Genomic DNA, 18932 nt, shown 5'->3' with positions numbered 1-18932 from the left:
CTTGGTTCGGCTGAAAAGTTCCAGGAAGTGATCCTGCCGGTTGCCGACAAGCTCGGTGCGGCGGTTGGCGCCAGCCGTGCGGCAGTCGATGCGGGCTATGCGCCAAACGACTGGCAGGTTGGCCAGACGGGCAAGGTGGTTGCACCGGACCTTTACATCGCTGTCGGCATCTCCGGCGCGATCCAGCATCTGGCTGGCATGAAGGACAGCCGCGTCATCGTCGCCATCAACAAGGATGAAGAAGCGCCGATCTTCCAGGTTGCTGATTATGGCCTCGTCGGTGATCTCTTCACCGTGCTGCCGGAGCTGCAGAAGGCTCTCTGATTTTTGCGAAGCGGCGGGCTGATCTCGCCGCTTCGTTATTTTGCGACCCGTCCCAGTCGGAGACTTAGTCTCGCGTTTGGGGCGGGTTCTTTGTAATGAGCGAGAATTTTGGATTGCATTTTAGGCGTTCAGCCTATCATTTGCTGGATGAGCCTTTTGCAATTCGAAGCGCGGTTTTCCGCTTGCTGTAGAAAAGATATGCTCGACAGGCCCCTTTTGGGGAGGATGAAGGAGTTACACGGTGGCGATCAAGACGGTTGGTATAGTTGGCGCGGGGCAGATGGGTGGCGGCATCGCTCATGTCTGCGCTCTGGCAGGGTTTAGTGTGCTTTTGCATGATGCTGCCCCGGACCGGCTGGAAAAGGGCATTGCCACCATCAATGGCAATATGGCGCGTCAGGTTTCTTCGGGCAAATTGCAGGAAGAAGAGCGCGCCGCCGCCATGAAGCTGATCCGCGCGGCGAATTCCATGGAAGACCTTGCTGGTGTCGATCTGGCCATTGAAGCGGCGACGGAAGACGAAACCGTCAAGCGCAAGATTTTCGCGCAGCTCTGCCCGATCCTGAACCCGCAAGCCATTCTGGCGACCAACACCTCGTCAATTTCGATCACACGGCTTGCTTCGACGACGGACCGCCCGGAACGTTTCATCGGTATTCACTTCATGAATCCGGTGCCGGTGATGAAACTGGTGGAACTGGTGCGCGGTATCGCCACCGATGAAGACACGTTCCGCAAATCGAAGGATTTCGTGCAGGCGCTGGGCAAGACCGTGACGGTCGCCGAAGATTTCCCGGCCTTCATCGTCAATCGCATCCTGCTGCCGATGATCAACGAGGCGATCTACACGCTTTATGAAGGCGTGGGCAGCGTCGAAGCCATCGATACGGCCATGAAGCTCGGTGCGAACCATCCGATGGGCCCGTTGCAGCTGGCAGACTTCATCGGTCTCGACACCTGCCTTTCAATCATGCAGGTGCTGCATGACGGGCTTGCGGATTCCAAATATCGCCCATGCCCGCTGCTGGTCAAATATGTCGAGGCAGGCTGGCTTGGACGCAAGACGGGCCGCGGCTTTTACGATTATCGCGGCGAGCACCCGGTGCCGACCCGCTGATAGTGCTAATGCCAATCGATCTAAAAAGCCGGTTTTGACCGGCTTTTTTTGTGAGAACTTTCAACTGTGACAAGTTTCAGGCAGCTGTGGAAAACCGGAATATCGTTACCATTAACTTACCGTTAACGATGCGGATTTAGCACTTATTCATCTTTGATCGTTAAAGTTTTCATTAAGATGTTCGGAAGTGAAGATTACTTCACAAGCTCACATTGAGCGCGGAACATCATTTCGAACATGATTGAGATGAAGGTGAAAGCGATGAGCATTCTTGTTCAGTTGCGTGACAGCGTTAATGTCATCCGCGAGTTCGTCGCACCGAGCTATCGGCCCGAGCGCCATTACATGCGCGGACCTGGCCCGGCTTGCGAAGCACGCACGCGCCACTAAAGTGCATTTCGATCTGATTATATCAGGTCGGACTGTGCCCTAAGCCGCTCCCAAGGCACCCCAGAATGAAATAAAGCCAGAACGGTCGCCCGCTCTGGCTTTTTTGCTTTTCTGAAATCAGGCTTCGATAAAGCCGATTATTCCAGTCCTTCGAACAGCGCCGTCGAGAGATAGCGTTCTGCAAAGGATGGAATGATGATGACAATGTTCTTGCCAGCATTCTCCGGGCGCTTGCCCACTTCAACGGCAGCAGTCAGCGCTGCGCCCGACGAAATACCGACCGGGATGCCTTCGAGGCGGGCAATCAGGCGCGCATTAGCAAAGGAATCCTCGTTGGAAACCTGCACCACTTCATCGTAAATTCCGGTGTCGAGCGTCTTTGGTGCAAAGCCTGCGCCAATACCCTGAATCTTGTGCGGGCCGGGCGTCCCGCCGGACAAGACGGGTGAATCCTTCGGTTCGACGGCAATCACCTTGAAGGAAGGCTTGCGCGCCTTGATCACCTGACCGACGCCGGTAATCGTGCCGCCGGTGCCGATGCCGGAGATCAGAATATCGGCTTCGCCATTGGTGTCGTTCCAGATTTCTTCCGCCGTCGTGCGGCGATGGATTTCCGGATTGGCGGGATTTTCAAACTGCTGCGGAATGATGGCGTTCGGGTTGCCTTCGGCGATTTCCTCAGCCTTGGCAATGGCGCCCTTCATGCCCTTGGCGCCTTCGGTAAGCACCAGCTCGGCGCCAAGCAGCTTGAGAAGCTTGCGGCGTTCCACCGACATGGTTTCCGGCATGGTGAGCACAAGGCGATAGCCTTTTGCGGCAGCGGCAAAGGCCAGCGCGATGCCGGTATTGCCAGAGGTCGGCTCCACAAAAACCGTCTTGCCGGGCACGGCCTTGCCCTGTTTTTCAAGCGCCTCAATCAAGGCGAGACCGATACGGTCCTTGACGCTTGCCAGCGGATTGAAGAATTCCAGCTTTACCAGAAGGTTCGCGACAACGCCGTTTTCCTTGGCAAATTTATCAATGCGCACAAGCGGCGTATTGCCGATTGTTTCCAGAATGGAGCCGTAAATACGACCGCGTCCTGCAGTTTCGTCGCTCTTCGAGCCAAGGGGTTTGTTCATAGCGTAATCTCCCTTCATATTGCGCAAAGTTTAAGAGGAAACAGCGCAAAAGCATAGCTGGGCATATGCGCTTGATGGATCAAGATTAGAATTATATTCTATATAATCGAATTTTTTAAAAGTGAATTCCATCAAAATTGGGAGTGCGCGTATTAGCTTATCTGAAAGCTCATTGATCCGCGTCAATGCAACCGTGAGAGCGGCGCGCGCATAATCAAGCTGTCAGGCAACAGGAGACCGAGTGATGTACAAGAATATTCTGATCGCAACCGACGGGTCGGAACTCGCTGAAAAGGGCGTGGATCAGGGCGTGGAACTGGCCAAGGAAACGGGCGCGAAATTGACTTTCGTGTCGGTGACCGAGCTTTTGCCGTCCTATGGCATCGTCGTTGCGGCGGAGTGGGCGTCGAGCCCTGTTGCGTTTCAGGAATATCGCGAAGCAATCACCAAGGCGGCAACCGAGATTCTGACCAAGGCCAAGGGCAAGGCGCAGGCCGCCGGTGTGACCGCTGAAGCGGTGCATGTCGAAAACCAGTCGCCCGCGCAAGGTATTGTGGAAGTTGCCAAATCCCACGGCAGCGACCTGATCATCATTTCTTCACATGGCCGTCGCGGCGTCAACAAACTTCTGCTCGGCAGTCAGGCGGCGGAAGTCCTGTCGCTCAGCACTGTTCCGGTTCTGGTGATCAAATAATTGGTAGCTACTTGTTTTCTATCGGGCGTTTCACACGGGTTCAGCGATTGCCCGTGAGAGGCAAACAACGAAAGAAGATTGCCGATCACCTCTGTTAAGCTCCTCTTGTCCGCCTATCTGGTTGGGCAAGAGGAATTTGGCTTTTCAGGAGATCGTCATGACTGCGCCACGTCCATCCAAGACCAGCTTGGGCAATCATCTGCTTCACCCCGAAACGCAAATGCTGAATTACGGCTATGACCCGGAGCTTTCCGAGGGCGCAGTCAAGCCGCCGGTTTTTCTGACGTCTACTTTTGTTTTCAAGACCGCCGAAGACGGACGCGATTTCTTCGATTTCGTTTCTGGACGCAAGGAGCCGCCTGCCGGTGTCGGCGCGGGGCTGGTCTATTCGCGCTTCAATCATCCCAACAGCGAGATCGTGGAGGACCGTCTGGCCGTCTATGAGGGCGCGGAAAGCTCTGCGCTATTCTCATCCGGCATGTCGGCCATTGCGACCACGCTTTTCGCCTTTGCCCGGCCCGGCGATGTCATCCTGCATTCGCAGCCGCTCTATGGTGGTACTGAAACGCTGCTGGCGAAGACGTTTTTGAATTTCGGCGTGGAAGCGGTGGCTTTTGCCGATGGCGTGCATGAGGCGGCAATCGAAAAGGCGGCCGAGGAAGCCTTGGCTAAGGGGCGCGTTTCGGTCATCCTGATCGAAACACCGGCCAACCCGACCAACAGTATCGTCGATATCGCTGCCATCCGGCGCGTGGCTGAAAAGATCGAGCAGCAGCAAGGGCATCGCCCGATCAGCGCCTGCGACAACACCTTGCTGGGACCGGTCTTTCAAAAGCCACTCGATCACGGTGCGGATTTGTCGGTTTATTCGCTGACTAAATATGTCGGCGGCCATTCCGATTTGATTGCGGGCGCGGTGCTCGGTTCCAAATCCATCGTCCGGCAGGTGAAAGCCTTGCGCGGCGCTATCGGCACGCAGCTCGATCCGCATTCCTGCTGGATGCTTGGCCGATCACTGGAAACGCTGGGGCTGCGCATGGAGCGCGCCAACAGCAATGCGCGGGCAACGGCTGAATTTCTGCGCGAGCATCCGAAGGTCGAAAAGCTGCATTATCTGCCCTTCGCGGATGAGAATTCCGATGTCGGCGCATTGTTCAGGCGGCAATGCACGGGCGCCGGCTCTACCTTCTCCTTCGATATCAAAGGCGGGCAGGCCGCAGCATTCCGTTTTCTCAATGCGCTTCAGATTTTGAAACTGGCCGTCAGCCTCGGCGGCACGGAATCGCTTGCGAGCCACCCGGCAGCGATGACCCATTCCGGCGTTCCGCTTGAGGTCCGCGAGCGTATCGGCGTGCTGGAATCGACCATCCGTCTATCCATCGGCATCGAGCATCCGGACGATCTGATTGCCGATCTGGCGCAGGCGCTGGACGTGGCGTAAGCAAAGCCGCCGCTGACGTCGGATTAGCCTGGCCTCAGCGGCGGTAATCGATTTCTGATAGCAGTCCCTGCAATTGGCGGCCCGTCGTTGTTTCGGACCAGCTGCCGCTGTTGCCGAGGCTGCGAAACGTTGCTCCGGCGGCCAATGCAATTTCGTTCGGCAGTTTCGCGTCGGCCAGCATTTCCGCCAGGGCTTCCATTTCCTCGGCGCGGCGCAGCACGTGGCGCGGATAGGTCGGCACCAGTTTGCCGAAATCGGATAATGTGCCGCCCAGATGTTGGCCGATCAGTTCGAACAGGGAATCGGTCACGCCAAACGCATTGGCCGTGTTGGCCGTCTCGAACAGGGCAGCGGCGACGGTCTTATTGAAACCGGCAAAGGCCATTTTGAACACTGAAGCCTGCGCGATTTCCTCGCCAAGTGCGATTACTGGCAACAGGCCTTCAAACAATTCTTCTAGCGGTTTCGTGTCGGGGCCGCTGGCATAGATGCGGTCTTCGTCGCCAAGATGTGAGGCGCGACCGATGATGCAGGCATTGCAGAATGGAAGCGAAGCATTGCCGAAAGCTGTGTTCAGCCGTTCGGCATTGGCAGGCGTCTTGGCATTCATATCGACGTAAAACGGCGCCGCTTTTTGTTCGCGGCTGGCCGCGATTGCCTGTTCGGCCACGTCGATGACTGCCGATGGCGGCACGAGCGACAGCACGAGGTCGCTTTCTGCCAGAGCGGAAGCCATGTCGTCCCGCATTTCGACCCCGATTGACCGGGCTGTCTCTTGCGTCTGCTCGCTGCGACCGCCCATCGGGCTGACGACTTTATGACCGGCAGCAATCAGCAATTTGGCAAAGGCGCTGCCCATATCGCCGGGATAGAGAAGAGTGATTGTGGACATGATGAGCCTCCTGCTGGTTCAAGCTTTTGTTGATGTCTTGCGCGACACACTGGCGCCGAACAGTGCCAGTCCGCCGAGAACAGAAATGACGGCGTAGATTTCGAAGGCGAATACGTAGCTACCCGTCATGTCGAACAGCAATGCGGCCAGCATCGGACCGCCAATGCCGGAGATCATCACCATTGGCGTGACCACACCCATGATGGCGCCCTGATTCTTGCGACCGAACAAGGAAGCCAGCAGAAAGGGCATCATCATGATGAGCCCGCCAGCCGACAAGCCGCTCAACACACCGTAGCCAAGCTGCAACTGCCAGATACTATTGGCGCTGATAAAAAGGATCAGCCCGATGGCCTGCATCGCCGAAAGGCAGAGAATCACCAGCCGGGTCGGGAACTGATCGGCGATGAAACCCGTGAGCAATTTGCCCAGAATGGCACAAATACCGTAGGTCAGGACGACGCTGCCCGCTTGCGCGGTGGTGAAGCCAAGCGACTGCGCGGCTGGGATCTTGTGCAGCAGGGCACCTTTCAGCACGAAGTCGGAAAGATTCCAGCCGACCATGAGAAACCAGAAGCCCGGCGAGCGCATCGCGTCTGCCACCGTCAGATCAGGGCTGGCATCGGCTTTTCCGGCTTGGGCCTTCGCATCGTCCGTTTCGTCTCCCAACGGCTTCAGCCCCATATCGGAAGGTTCGCGGCGAAGGACGAAGATTGCGAGCGGCACCAGAATGAGAACCGGCAAGAAGCCGAGGACGAACCAGGTCGAGCGCCAGTCCGAAATCGACAAAAGCCAGATGATCAGAGGCGACATCAGGATGCCGCCTAGATTGGCCCCGGATGAAACCAGCCCGGTTGCGCGACCACGTTGCGCTGAAAACCACTTGGCGATCAGCGGAAACACCAGTGCGTTGGACAGGCCCGCAACCCCGACGCCGCCGATAACACCGAAAGTCAGTGCGAACTGCCAGAAAGTCTGGGCGAGAGACGTCAGGCTGAATGACAAGCCGACGAGTACCGCGCCGATAATCATGATGGTTCTCGGTCCACGCTGGTCTACCCATCGTCCGACGAGGGGCGCCATGATCCCGGCGACAAGTTCACGGAAGGCAATCACGCCGGTGATCTGGGTATTGGACCAGCCCAGTTCCTCGCGCGCGGGATTGATGATGAAACCCATGGTCTGGAAGCCGATGCCGGCGCGGATGCACGAGATGGCGAGACAGGCGAGGGCAATGTACCAGGCATAATGAATCTGACTTGGTTTTCGCATTTGCACGGTCCTCCGAAGTAGCGAGACGGGACTTTGAAGCGAGCAAGGAATGCGAGGTCGTCAGGCGGAAAATGCACGCAAGTATCCGTCACCGATGCACGAGCATCGGATTGTTTGACTTTTCATCGTCATGGCAGAATCTGGTGCGCTAGTGTCGCGCTGCCCTGGAGCGCATTTCGATCACATGAAATCAGATCGGCGCTCTAAGGAGCGGGAGTGCAACATGGATGCACTCCCGAGCCTTGCCGACAGACGCCCTATGCGCTCTCGGTCTTTTCCATTCTCGACAATGCAGACATCTTTTTCGCAGATGCAGGCGCCACCATCGGGTAATTGGCGGGCAGGTTCCATTTGCGCCTGTATTCGTCGGGTGTCAGCCCGAAGCGGCTCATCAGGGCGCGCTTGAGCGTCTTGTAGCGGCGACCGTCTTCCAGGCAGATGATGTAATCTTCGAAAACCGACTCTTCGGGGTTTACCGAAGGTATTGCGGGAGGTTCCTCGGCAGGTTCCTCGGCAGAAAAGCTGCTCCCTTCCGACAACTCCCCGATGCATTCGCAGACATCAGAGATTGTCTTTAGTAATTCCTCATGGGTTACCTGATTTTTGTTCAGATAAGACGTTATAATGTTGTTCGCAAGTTGTAGGCGGAGGTTTCTATTTACGTATACATATTCTTTTTGGGTGTTTTCCATCATATGTCGCCAGATAGGAGGGAGGTTTATTTTATCAAGTTTTTGTAATGCGATTGCGTGAGCCTGATCGTGATGGGTTTGTGGTTTCAACGTGCGGTTTAAGTATCATCGTATTTGACTTTACAGTAAAGTCAAAATTAACATTGCGTAATGTAGCAAACTACGAAATAAGGCCATGTCAGCGGCTGAAAGGCGCGTGGATACTGGGCTGGTTGTGTCGAACGCAAATCGGTTCGAGCAGAGTCGAACGAAATCCGGCCCAGGCACGTTGCACATGCGTTTTCGGTCTATGGGGAAGGTGCCATCCGGCGATGTCGAATAGCCGTGATCAACCCGGCGGAAAGAGGCCGGGTGACAGAAACTCGAGATTTTTAATGAAGTGGTGCGGGTGGTCGGAATCGAACCGACACTCCTTTCGGAACCGGATTTTGAGTCCGGCGCGTCTACCAGTTCCACCACACCCGCACAGGTCTGCCGAAGCAGTTCGATATGGTCCGAATTGGACAGCGGGTTGGGATATACCGACTAAACGAAACAACGTCAATTGCCCACAAGCGCAGGTTTTGGCATGGAATGACGATTGTTATGAATGGCCTATCCAAAGCCGCCAAAACCCTTGGCCAATGCACAGGACAGCCTGACGCGGTCAGCTTGAAAGACGCGCTAAAAAGTCGGACGTCGAAAAGCCGACAACGCCCTGACGCTCGTTGCTTGAAAGCACGGCGCTCGTTGGGGCGATCAGCACCTGCCGCTTCGCCGCAGAACGCCGGGCGTTTGCGCGGGCAATCAAATCGCAAATGTTTTCGACGGCAAGACCTTGCCGGTTTGGTGCGGACTATCTTTGGCGCAGACCGTGTTCAACCACGTTCCAAACCACCACCACGGCAATGAAGCCGAGCAGGATGTAATCCAGCGTGCTGATATAGTGGAAATATTCCATAGCGCATCTCCTTCCCATGGGAGGGCGCAATGGCGGTTGCGAACCAGACGAAAGCCGGTCCTGTTGTTATGACCCGGAACGCTTCGCACCCTCTTGCGAGGTGGAATTGCACCGGTGCGGACCTCCTCTTCCGCCTGTCATGCGCTCTCCCGGAGCTGATGATAACACGTCGGAAAAGCTTTCACAAACTGTTGATCTTGCCCGCTATTTCTATAGCGGGCAAAGCATCGTTTTAGCTCCGATCCGTGAAGCTGCGAATGCGGTTTCGCACGATGCGCGCCAGATTGCGGGTGCGCTGATAAAGATGGATCTGCGATGCGGCCTGCCGCGCGAGCTTGTCTGCACCGGGGTTTAGTCCGACCACCAATGTCTCGATGGTTTCGCGCTCGCGGAAAAGCCTCGTCATCACCGGATGGTCCGGCACGGCACAGGAATCCGTTCTGAGAATATTCGGATCGTTTAGGTGGCTTTTCGCGACTTCGATCATGAGCAGAACGCCGGGCGAGAAAGTCTGAAGGCTTTCGTCATAGGCGGTTTTCCAGGTCCAGGCTTCGCCTGCAACGGTGAAGACGGTGAGGATGGCGATGACGCGTCCGTCCAGTTCCAGCGTGTGGATGCGCACGCAATCGCGTTCGGCGAGATTATTGACCGCCTCGCGCGCAAAGGCCGCACGGAAGCGGTCTACGGCCATCGCCGTGCCACGCTTTCCCTTCCAGCCGTTGGCTTCCAGCGACAGGAAATGCTCGAAGGACTGCCGCACTTCGTCCGGCGTGCGATAGATGCGGTGGACGAGTTCGCCTTTTTCGGCCAGACGCCGCCACTGGCGCTGGTAATCGCGGCGGTGATGCGCGCCGATCGCCTGCTGGATATAGCTGTCGCCGTCGAGATCGCTCTTGAGGAAAGGACGCTCTTTCTGTTCGATGGCGACGACCGGCAATTGCCGTCCGACCGCGACCGAGCGGATGAGTTTTGCCGCAGCGCCATTGGCGCGCATTTCGGGCAGAACCAGCACATCGGGCAGTTTGAGGTGATCGCGCGCCAGAATATCGAACAGATCTTCCACAACGCCGACCGGATCGTCATGGTCGATAAGCGGCGTGCCCTGCGGGCCGAACGGCGTGGACCAGGCGCGGATGACCGGCGTGGACAGCGGGAGACCCGGACGCTCAATGGTGTAGGGCATCACGAAGCGCAGGCGGCTGCGGATTTCGTTCTCGTCGCGCATGACCATGAAGCGCACTTCACGGTCTTCCAGCCGTGGCATGGCGGGAGCTAGAAAACGCGCATTGAAGAAGACATTCGGTTCGATGGTCCGGTTGCTCAGGTGGTCCAGCTCGTCGCGCAGTTCGAAGCCTGCCGCAGCGCCGTAGATCGCCAGCTTGCGCGGAATATCGCGGCTGTGAAGGCTTTCCTCCAGCTTCTTGGCGGCATCCATGGCGGCGACCGTATCGGACAGTTCCGAGACGATGCGAGCTGCGTTTCCGCCTGCGGATTCTTCAAGCAAAGGTTTTGCGGCCATTACAAAATACCCTCCGGGCTATTGTCTCGATCTCGGGGGATGAGAATGAACATAGCGATATGCATGGTGCGAAAGACGGCTGTTGAAAGCAGCGTGGCTTCCATCAGCATGGCGATAGCTGTCGAAATTGCGGCGCCGGTCAGGCCGAAGCGTGGGATCAGCACCAGATTGAGAATGACATTGACGCCAAGTGTGGCTGCATAGAGCAGGGCGCAGATATTCTGCTTGCCCGACATGTTGAGAAGGCTTTCCGCTGGCCCCACGCTGGCACGGGCGATCACGCCGATGATCAGTATGAACAGCAGCGGATAGCCTTCCGTGAAGGCTGTGCCGAACAGGCGCAGCAGCGGATAGCCGGCCATCAGGATGACGATGCCGAGTACGAGCGTGGGCCAGAAGGTCCAGCGGACGGAAGCCTGCGCAAAGCTCGCAAATTCCTCACGACTGCCGCTGTGCAGCAGGTCCGAATAACGCTGCGCAACGCTAGCCTTCACCGCGAAATAGACGAAATGGGCAAGCGCCATGATTTTTGTCGCAGCGAAATAGATTGCGACATGCTGCGGGTCCATCTCGCGACCGACCATCAGCACATCGACATTGATGAGCAGGAAAAAAAATCCTTCGACAAGGAAAATCGGCAGGGCGACGGTCATCCATTCGCGCAGGCGCTGGTCGCGCGGGGCTGCCGGAATGTCTTTTTGTAGCGATCGGTCGACGGTGAAAAACTGCCCGACGGTGGTGAGCCATGTTGCGGCGATCGATACGGCAAGCGCGGTTGCCGCCGTCGATGGCAGGCCCGAGCCATGCGCCACGATCATGAACAGAAGCACCAGAAGCGGCCGCACGATATAGCTCGGCGTCAGCGCCAGAGTGACCCAGGTGCGCGAACGGGCGATACCATCCAGCATGTTGCCGAGCGTGATCATGGGCAGGCAGACGAAACCCAGAATGAAGGGCACCAGATAATAGCTGGCGACCTCATCCTTCAACAGCCAGAGCGCGAGTGAGCCGATCAGCGCGATCACAGTTGCAGCCGCAAAGGCAAATGCGCGTCCGGTGAACAGGATGCCCCGCACCAGACCGAACATCTGGCGCTGAACATATTCCGGCACAAAGCGAATGATGGTCGTGTGCAGGCCGAAACAGGCGAGATCGCCGATGATCACCATCGTCAGCCAGACGAGAACGAAAATGCCATATTCGAATTCGCCCATCCAGCGAGCGAGGATGACTTGCGACAGGAGCGCGATGGCGGCGCTCGCCACACGAACGGAAAATGCGATCAGCGATGCGCGCTGTGCAGCCGCCTGCGGACCGCTATCGGTCAGCACGGAATCCAGCCGCTCCGTCACAGGACGGAGTTTGGCCGCGATGGTGCCGGGTAAAAACCGGCCCGCTGCTTCAGCTGCCGAAAACCACACGTCTATGCCAACCCTGTTATGCGCCGCCCTTGTGATGAGCGTTTCGCTTGTTTGCGCCGGGATTCTCCCGGTCTCGTTGTCTGTTGTCTCGCACACTTATCCGAAAAACATTTCACGTTTTCGGGATGTGTTGGAATTCTTGTTATCGGTCCCGATACGAGCCCGATGGCAGGACCTTAGATGGGAGTTCTTTAAAAAGGGAAAAAAGAAAAATCCAGCGGAAGATTTCACGCGGAAATTGTAGGAATGGTGAGTATTTCCTGAATCCCGCGCATCTATGCTTACTGCTTGATTAAAGCATCGATAGACAAGGCTGCAAAGAAAAACCCCGGCGTTTGGCGCGCCGGGGTTTTGTTCTTATTCGAAAGCACCGTGGCAGTGCTTGTACTTCTTGCCCGAACCGCATGGGCAGGCCTCATTGCGGCTGACCTTACCCCAGGTGCGGGGATCGACCGGGTCCCGGTCGGCTGCCGGGATGACGCGCTCATCGTGCTGATGATCGGTCCATGCGGCATCGTCGAAGTCGTTCTGCCCGGTCGTCTCGTCAATGTGGCGGCCCTGCATGACCGGCAGTTCCGGCTCCTGCGGTGCTTCGCGGACAATCTCAACACGCATAAGCTGCGAGATGACCACTTCGCGAAGGTTCGCCAGCATGGACTGGAACAGTTCGAAGGCTTCCGTCTTGTACTCGTTCAGCGGGTCGCGCTGTGCATAGCCACGGAAACCAACAACCGAGCGCAGATGGTCGAGATTGACCAGATGCTCACGCCACAGATTGTCGAGCGACTGCATGATGACCGACTTTTCAACATAGGTCATGATCTGCGGACCAAAGCGTTCGGCGCGGTCGGCAGCAGCCTTGTCGGCAGCTTCCTTGATGCGGGTCTCGAATTCTTCTTCGGCGATGCCTTCTTCCTTCGCCCATTCCTCGACCGGCAGGTCGAGATTGAGCTTGGTGGTAACGTCTTCCTTCAGACCGGCAATATCCCACTTTTCCGCATAGGCGTCCTTGGGGATACGCAGCGCAACCATGTCCTCGATGACCTCGCGGCGCATCTCGGCGACCGTTTCGGTCAGGTCCGGCTCGTCCATCATTTCAAGACGCTGTTCGAAGATCACCTTGCGCTGATCGTTCATCACGTCGTCGTATTTGAGCAGGTTTTTACGAATTTCGAAGTTGCGGGCTTCGACCTTCTTCTGCGCCTTTTCCAGCGCCTTGTTGATCCAGGGGTGGACGATGGCTTCGTCTTCCTTGAGGCCGAGCTTTTGCAGCATGCCGTCCATACGGTCGGAGCCGAAGATACGCATCAGGTCGTCCTGCAGCGACAGGAAGAATTTTGAACGGCCCGGATCGCCCTGACGACCGGAACGGCCACGCAGCTGGTTGTCGATGCGGCGGCTTTCGTGACGCTCGGTGGCGAGAACATAAAGTCCGCCTGCGGCCAGCGCCTTTTCCTTGAGCTGCGCGATATCGGCCTTGATCGCGGCGATCTTGGCTTCGCGCTCCGGACCTTCCGGAATGTCGGCCAGTTCCTGACGGACGCGCATTTCCAGATTGCCGCCAAGCTGGATGTCGGTGCCGCGACCGGCCATGTTGGTGGCGATGGTGACAGTGCCCGGCACACCGGCCTGGGCGATGATATAGGCTTCCTGCTCGTGATAGCGGGCATTCAGAACCTGGAAATCCTTGATGCCTTCCTTGCGCAGACGCTCGGCGAGAAGTTCCGACTTTTCGATCGAGGTCGTGCCGACGAGGATCGGTTGGCCCTTTTCGTGCGACGCACGAATATCGCGCACGATGGCTTTGTATTTTTCTTCGACAGTACGATAGACTTCGTCGTCCTCGTCGATACGCTGCACCGGCAGGTTGGTCGGGATTTCGAGAACTTCGAGACCATAGATATTGCCGAATTCTTCCGCCTCGGTGGCAGCCGTACCGGTCATGCCAGCCAGCTTGTTGTACATGCGGAAGTAGTTCTGGAAGGTGATCGATGCCAGCGTCTGGTTTTCCGGCTGGATGGTCACATGTTCCTTGGCTTCCAGCGCCTGATGCAGACCCTCCGAATATCGGCGGCCCGGCATCATGCGACCGGTGAATTCGTCGATGATGACGATTTCGTCGTTGCGGACGATATAGTCCTTGTCGCGCTGGAACAGCTTGTGCGCACGCAGCGCGTTGTTCAGATGGTGAACGACGGCGACGTTTTCGATGTCGTAGAGGCTTTCGCCTTTCAGATGGCCAGCGGCTTCGAGAAGCTGTTCGACCTTTTCCGTGCCGACTTCGGTGAAGATGGCGGTCTTCTGTTTTTCATCGACTTCGTAATCTTCGTCTGCCAGCGGCGGAATGAAAGTGTCGATGAGATTGTAGAATTCCGAACGATCTTCCAGCGGGCCGGAAATGATCAGCGGCGTGCGCGCTTCGTCGATGAGGATCGAGTCCACTTCGTCGACGATGGCGTAATTATGCGGGCGCTGCACCATCTGGGCGCGCTCATACTTCATATTATCGCGCAGATAATCGAAGCCGAGCTCGTTATTGGTGCCGTAGGTGATGTCGCAGGCATAGGCTTCGCGACGCTCATCGTCGTCCAGACCATGCTTGATGACGCCGACCGTCAGACCAAGGAAATTGTAAAGACGACCCATCGTTTCCGCATCGCGGGTGGCGAGGTAGTCGTTGACCGTCACAACGTGAACGCCCTTGCCCTCAAGCGCATTGAGGTAGACGGGCAGCGTCGCCATCAACGTCTTGCCTTCACCGGTGCGCATTTCTGCGATGCCGCGTTCATGCAGCACCATGCCGCCAATCAGCTGCACATCGAAGGGGCGCATGCCGAGCACGCGCTTGGCGGCTTCACGCGCGGTCGCGAAAGCGTCGGGCAAAATGGCGTCGAGCGTCTTTCCTTCAGCCAGTGCGGCGCGGAATTCGGCGGTCTTGGCCTGAAGCTGCTCATTGGTGAGCGTTTCGTAATTCTTCTCAAGCGCGGTAATCTGTTGCGCACGCTGACGCAGGGTCTTTACCTGGCGGTCGTTGGATGAACCGAATATCTTGCGGGCGAGGCCGCCAAAGCTGACCATCTCTGGTCCTTTCCTGTCCGTTCAGCCGGAAGCGCTTCCGGCAATGTCGAATGCTTTATTCACGCGTATTGAAACAAATGCAAGAAAAGTACACCGCTAAAGCAGCCCTTCAAGGCGCAATTTTGGCACAATTTCCCCCCGGCCGCTCGCTGAACGCCCAAGCCCCGGCAGATTTGCGGGGCATTGCTGTAAACACTCTGGACGCAAAGCCGAAGGACAGATAAGTGGGGCTTAGGGCGATGTCAACGTTGCTCAACAGGCCGGAAATCCCGCTCTTTCGTGATAGGGTGGCGGTAGCCGGGCCAAATTCCGCCGCATTCATCGGGCCGGTAAGCGGTCTCGAAGGAGAGAATCTCATATGAAAGCCATTCTCAAAGCCCCTTATCGCAAGGCTCTCGCTGTTCTTGCGGCATCCGTTGCCCTCGCAAGCCTCTCTGGCGCTGTTTCATTCGCGCAGGACGCTCCCAAGCCTGCCGACGCAGCACAGACCGCAGCTGCTCCCGCTGAAAAGGAAGATCCGGCAAAGGTTCTGGCAACCGTCAACGGCAAGGACATCACTGTCGGCGACGTCGATCAGGCCGCGGGCGATCTTGATCCGCAGTTTGCCCGTCTTCCGGCTGAACAGCGCCGTCTGGCAGCCCTGGCCGCGCTGATCGACATCAAGGCGATGTCGGCGGAAGCGGAAAAGCAAAAGCTGGACCAGACCGACGAGTTCAAAGCCCGTCTAGCTTTCCTGCGTGAGCGCGCGCTGCACAACGAATATTTCAAGGATTCTATCGTCGACAAGATCAGCGATGCCGATATTCGCGCTCGCTACGACAAGGAAATTGCCGCCATGCCGCCTCAGGTCGAAGTGCGTGCGCGTCACATTCTCGTGAAGACGAAGGAAGAAGCCGAAGCCATCATCAAGAAGCTCGCCGGTGGAGCGAAGTTCGAAGATCTGGCCAAGGAAAGCTCCACTGACGGTTCCGCTGCCAATGGCGGCGATCTTGGCTACTTCACCGAAGGCCAGATGGTTCCGGAATTCGAAAAGGCAGCCTTCGCGCTGAAGCCCGGCGAATACACCAAGGAGCCGGTGCAGACCCAGTTCGGCTTCCACGTCATTCAGCTCGAAGATCGTCGCACCAAGCAGCCGCCTGCATTCGATCAGGTCAAGGAACAGATCCGTTCGATCATTCTGCGTGAGCGTTATGTCGAAACGGTCAAGAAGCTCCGCGATGCCATGAAGATCGACTACAAGGATCCGGCCGTCGAAAAGGCGATGAAGGACGCAGCCGCCGCGCAGGACGCCGGTGATGCGGGCGACGCGCCTGAAGGCGAACAGCCGCAGCAGTAAGTTTCGATCAATGTAAAACGCCCCGGTCTTCCGGGGCGTTTTTCGTTGTATCAGCTGTTTCTGCTTGATTTTGTCCCGCAAACATTTCCAATGCGCCAGAATCAAGAATTTCGATGATCCATCGAACCGAACCTCCTGAACCGACCCCTTTTGAGGCACTCATGTCTGCGTCCGTTTCTCCGCTCGCTCCAAAACATTATCCGTCCATGCCTGCCATCGACGGTGTGCGCATCGCTACTGCCGCTGCCGGAATCAAATATAAGGGCCGAACCGATGTGATGCTGATGGTGTTCGACCGCCCGGCGGAAGCCGCTGGCGTGTTCACCCGTTCGCTTTGCCCGTCGGCTCCGGTCGATTTTTGCCGCAAGAACCTCGTTCACGGCAAGGCGCGCGCCGTGGTGGTCAATTCGGGCAATGCCAATGCCTTCACTGGCGTCAAGGGCAAGGCCGCGACCGAAGCGACGGCGGAAGCCACGGCAAAGGCCGTGGGCTGTGCCACGACCGATGTGTTTCTGGCCTCTACTGGTGTCATCGGCGAGCCGCTCGATGCGAGTAAATTCTCCCATCTGCTCGGCGACATGAACAAGGATGCGGTCGCGGATTTCTGGACCGAGGCCGCCAAGGCCATCATGACCACGGACACCTATCCGAAGGTCGCCACCGAAACCGTGCTGCTGGGCAAGGTTCCCGTCACGATCAACGGTATCGCCAAGGGCGCTGGTATGATCGCGCCGGATATGGCGACGATGCTGTCCTTCATCGTCACCGATGCGCCGATCAAGGCCGATGTGTTGCAAAGTCTCTTGTCGAAAGGCGCGAACAAGAGCTTCAACGCTGTCACCGTCGATAGCGATACCTCCACCTCCGACACGCTGATGCTGTTTGCAACCGGCGCTGCGGCAGGTCGCGGCGCGCCGAAGATCACGGATGTATCCGACAAACGTTTGAAGGAATTCAAGAAGGCGCTGAAGCGCGTTTTGAAGTCGCTGGCCTTGCAGGTCGTGCGTGACGGCGAAGGTGCGCGCAAGATGATCGAAATCGAAGTAACTGGCGCCAAGTCGTCCGTTTCGGCGAAGAAGATCGCGCTTTCCATCGCCAATTCGCCGCTGGTCAAGACGGCTGTGGCGGGCGAAGACGCCAATTGGGGCCGTGTCGTCATGGCTGTCGGCAAGGCAGGCGAACCGGCGGATCGCGACAAGCTCGCCATTTCGTTCGGTGATATTCGCGTTGCCTATCAGGGCGAGCGCGATCCGGCTTATTCCGAACAGGCAACCTCCGCCTATATGAAGGGCGAGGATATCCACATCCATGTCGATCTTGGCATCGGTCGCGGGGAAGCCACCGTCTGGACCTGCGATCTCACCAAGGAATATGTGGCCATCAACGGCGATTACAGAAGTTAAACGGCTTCGCGCCGTCAGATGTTGAAATGCTTGCAGGAATTCCAATGACCAAACCAAGTCTTGCCATTGTCCGCCAGCTTGAAGCCGTAGGTTTCCGCGCCTGGCCTGCCACGTCGGTTCATTACGACGGAACATGGGCGATCCGCATGACGGCAGCGCATTCCTCCAAGCGTTTGAACTCGATCAATCCGCTTGATCCGGGCGATACGCGGGATATTCCAACCCGTGTGGAACTGGCGGCGCAGCGCTTCCGCGCTTATGGCCGCGTGCCGTGTTTCCGGCTTTCGCCGCTTGCACCTGTCGAGCTTGAAGATTATCTCGAAGGCCTCGGCTGGAAGCGTCAGGACGAAACCATCGTCATGACCTGCAATCTGACTGAGATCGATCTGTCGGGCGAGATCGACCAGATTCCGCTGAAAGATATCGGTCGTTTCGTCGATGCGTCGCTCTCCATTCACGAGCGCCCGGAAGAGATGCGCCCCGGCATGTCCGAAATTCTGGACGGCATTCGCCCCAACAAGGGCATGTTCGTGCTGGAGGCAGAAGGCCGTGCAGTGTCCGATGTGCTGTGCGTGCAGGATGGCGTCATGGCCGGTTTGTTCGATGTCGGTACCTTGCCCGAGGCGCGCCGCAAGGGCTACGGCCACAGTGTCGTCGGCTCGGCGCTCAAATGGGCGGCAAAGCTTGGCGCTAGGACGGCATGGCTGCAGATCGAAGCGGAAAATGTCGCCGGTCTCGCGCTCTATGAACGCTTCGGCTTTCAGGAAGCCTATCGTTACGCCTATCGGGAGAGCAACGAGAAATGAGCGAAGTGAAGAACCGTCGCATTCTTCTCGTGGCAGCCTGCGCCCTGGTGGATTCCGATGGGCGGGTGCTGCTGGCACAGCGTCCGGAAGGCAAGCAGCTTGCAGGCCTTTGGGAATTTCCCGGCGGCAAGGTCGAGCCGGGCGAAACACCTGAAGAGACGCTCATCCGCGAATTGCAGGAAGAAATCGGCATCACCACGAAGGTGGCCTGTCTCGCGCCTTTGACCTTTGCCAGCCACACCTATGATGATTTTCACCTGCTGATGCCGCTCTATGTCTGCCGCCGTTTTGAAGGCATTGCGCGCGGACTGGAAGGGCAGGCGCTGAAATGGGTGCGCCCGAAGGATATGCGCGATTATCCGATGCCCCCTGCGGATGAACCGCTGATCCCGTTCCTCATTGATCTCCTGTAGCTTTTCGAAAATCGGTAGCGCTTATCAACAGCTGTGAAAAAGCTGACAATTTATTACGATTAAGGCTGCCAGT

At 57.3% G+C, this 18932-nt stretch carries 17 protein-coding genes and 1 tRNA gene; 9 read left to right on the top strand and 9 right to left on the bottom strand.

What is annotated here, in order from left to right; translation table 11 throughout:
• From HWD97_RS20740 to HWD97_RS20730, 3 genes are all read left to right on the top strand, one after another.
• Positions 1–324 (top strand): electron transfer flavoprotein subunit alpha/FixB family protein (locus tag HWD97_RS20740; protein ID WP_371835498.1); only part of this gene is annotated, 324 nt, incomplete at its 5' end.
• 241 nt (positions 325–565) lie between these two features.
• The gene (locus tag HWD97_RS20735; RefSeq protein ID WP_078341045.1) at positions 566–1441 is read left to right on the top strand and encodes a 3-hydroxybutyryl-CoA dehydrogenase; all 876 of its coding nucleotides are present in this window, start codon (positions 566–568) and stop codon (positions 1439–1441) included.
• 261 nt (positions 1442–1702) lie between these two features.
• Complete coding sequence (locus tag HWD97_RS20730) at positions 1703–1831, top strand: hypothetical protein (protein WP_268898867.1); 129 nt, start codon at positions 1703–1705, stop codon at positions 1829–1831.
• 137 nt (positions 1832–1968) lie between these two features.
• Here HWD97_RS20730 and cysK read toward each other — a convergent pair whose 3' ends face one another.
• A complete protein-coding gene (gene cysK / locus HWD97_RS20725) occupies positions 1969–2952 on the bottom strand; it encodes a cysteine synthase A (RefSeq protein ID WP_371835497.1) in 984 nt (327 codons plus the stop codon).
• Between the two features lie 244 nt (positions 2953–3196).
• On the opposite strand from cysK, the gene HWD97_RS20720 reads away from it, so the two are divergent.
• Positions 3197–3646 (top strand): universal stress protein, encoded by a 450-nt coding sequence (locus tag HWD97_RS20720; RefSeq protein WP_109369889.1) that lies wholly within the window; start codon positions 3197–3199, stop codon positions 3644–3646.
• A 157-nt stretch (positions 3647–3803) separates the two neighbouring features.
• The gene (locus HWD97_RS20715; protein ID WP_371835496.1) at positions 3804–5087 is read left to right on the top strand and encodes a cystathionine gamma-synthase family protein; all 1284 of its coding nucleotides are present in this window, start codon (positions 3804–3806) and stop codon (positions 5085–5087) included.
• Positions 5088–5121: 34 nt separating this feature from the next.
• Here HWD97_RS20715 and HWD97_RS20710 read toward each other — a convergent pair whose 3' ends face one another.
• The 7 genes from HWD97_RS20710 to secA form a co-directional block, all read right to left on the bottom strand.
• Positions 5122–5979, bottom strand: coding sequence for a DUF1932 domain-containing protein (locus HWD97_RS20710; RefSeq protein WP_371835495.1), 858 nt, complete (start codon positions 5977–5979; stop codon positions 5122–5124).
• A gap of 18 nt (positions 5980–5997) precedes the next feature.
• Entirely contained in the window at positions 5998–7251 is a 1254-nt protein-coding gene (locus tag HWD97_RS20705; protein ID WP_140026346.1) for an MFS transporter, read from the bottom strand.
• Between the two features lie 257 nt (positions 7252–7508).
• A complete protein-coding gene (locus HWD97_RS20700; protein ID WP_371835494.1) occupies positions 7509–7946 on the bottom strand; it encodes a MucR family transcriptional regulator in 438 nt (145 codons plus the stop codon).
• 377 nt (positions 7947–8323) lie between these two features.
• Positions 8324–8408 (bottom strand) — tRNA-Leu (locus HWD97_RS20695).
• 707 nt (positions 8409–9115) lie between these two features.
• Positions 9116–10402, bottom strand: coding sequence for a type IV secretion system effector crotonyl transferase BspF (gene bspF, locus HWD97_RS20690; protein ID WP_371835493.1), 1287 nt, complete (start codon positions 10400–10402; stop codon positions 9116–9118).
• On the bottom strand, positions 10402–11823 hold the full coding sequence (locus HWD97_RS20685) for a lipopolysaccharide biosynthesis protein (protein ID WP_109369882.1): 1422 nt from the start codon (positions 11821–11823) through the stop codon (positions 10402–10404). Before HWD97_RS20685 ends, bspF begins: the two co-directional genes overlap by 1 nt.
• A 357-nt stretch (positions 11824–12180) precedes the next feature.
• Positions 12181–14901: a preprotein translocase subunit SecA gene (secA, locus tag HWD97_RS20680; protein ID WP_371835492.1), complete on the bottom strand. Its 2721-nt coding sequence runs from the start codon at positions 14899–14901 to the stop codon at positions 12181–12183.
• 358 nt (positions 14902–15259) lie between these two features.
• Between secA and HWD97_RS20675 the strand changes: the two genes are divergently transcribed.
• Positions 15260–16237 (top strand): peptidylprolyl isomerase, encoded by a 978-nt coding sequence (locus tag HWD97_RS20675; RefSeq protein ID WP_109369880.1) that lies wholly within the window; start codon positions 15260–15262, stop codon positions 16235–16237.
• A gap of 7 nt (positions 16238–16244) precedes the next feature.
• On the opposite strand, the gene HWD97_RS20670 is transcribed toward HWD97_RS20675, so the two are convergent.
• The gene (locus tag HWD97_RS20670) at positions 16245–16400 is read right to left on the bottom strand and encodes a hypothetical protein (protein WP_167836045.1); all 156 of its coding nucleotides are present in this window, start codon (positions 16398–16400) and stop codon (positions 16245–16247) included.
• On the opposite strand from HWD97_RS20670, the gene argJ reads away from it, so the two are divergent.
• Genes argJ through mutT form a run of 3 tightly spaced genes read left to right on the top strand, consistent with a single transcriptional unit; the run spans position 16399 to position 18859 of the window.
• A complete protein-coding gene (gene argJ / locus HWD97_RS20665; RefSeq protein WP_109369879.1) occupies positions 16399–17640 on the top strand; it encodes a bifunctional glutamate N-acetyltransferase/amino-acid acetyltransferase ArgJ in 1242 nt (413 codons plus the stop codon). The genes HWD97_RS20670 and argJ overlap by 2 nt on opposite strands.
• A gap of 44 nt (positions 17641–17684) precedes the next feature.
• Positions 17685–18446 carry a GNAT family N-acetyltransferase gene (locus HWD97_RS20660; protein WP_109369878.1) on the top strand — a complete coding sequence of 254 codons (762 nt, stop codon included), beginning with the start codon at positions 17685–17687 and terminating at the stop codon, positions 18444–18446.
• Positions 18443–18859: an 8-oxo-dGTP diphosphatase MutT gene (gene mutT, locus HWD97_RS20655; protein WP_109369877.1), complete on the top strand. Its 417-nt coding sequence runs from the start codon at positions 18443–18445 to the stop codon at positions 18857–18859. The genes HWD97_RS20660 and mutT overlap by 4 nt, the downstream gene beginning before the upstream one ends.
• The last annotated feature ends 73 nt before the right edge of the window (positions 18860–18932 follow it).

This window comes from Ochrobactrum sp. C6C9 (assembly GCF_022627935.1).
In the GTDB taxonomy this organism is placed as follows: Bacteria; Pseudomonadota; Alphaproteobacteria; order Rhizobiales; family Rhizobiaceae; genus Brucella; species Brucella teleogrylli.
Note: the sequence above shows the minus strand (reverse complement) of the source record. Positions and strands in the feature narration are given on the sequence as shown.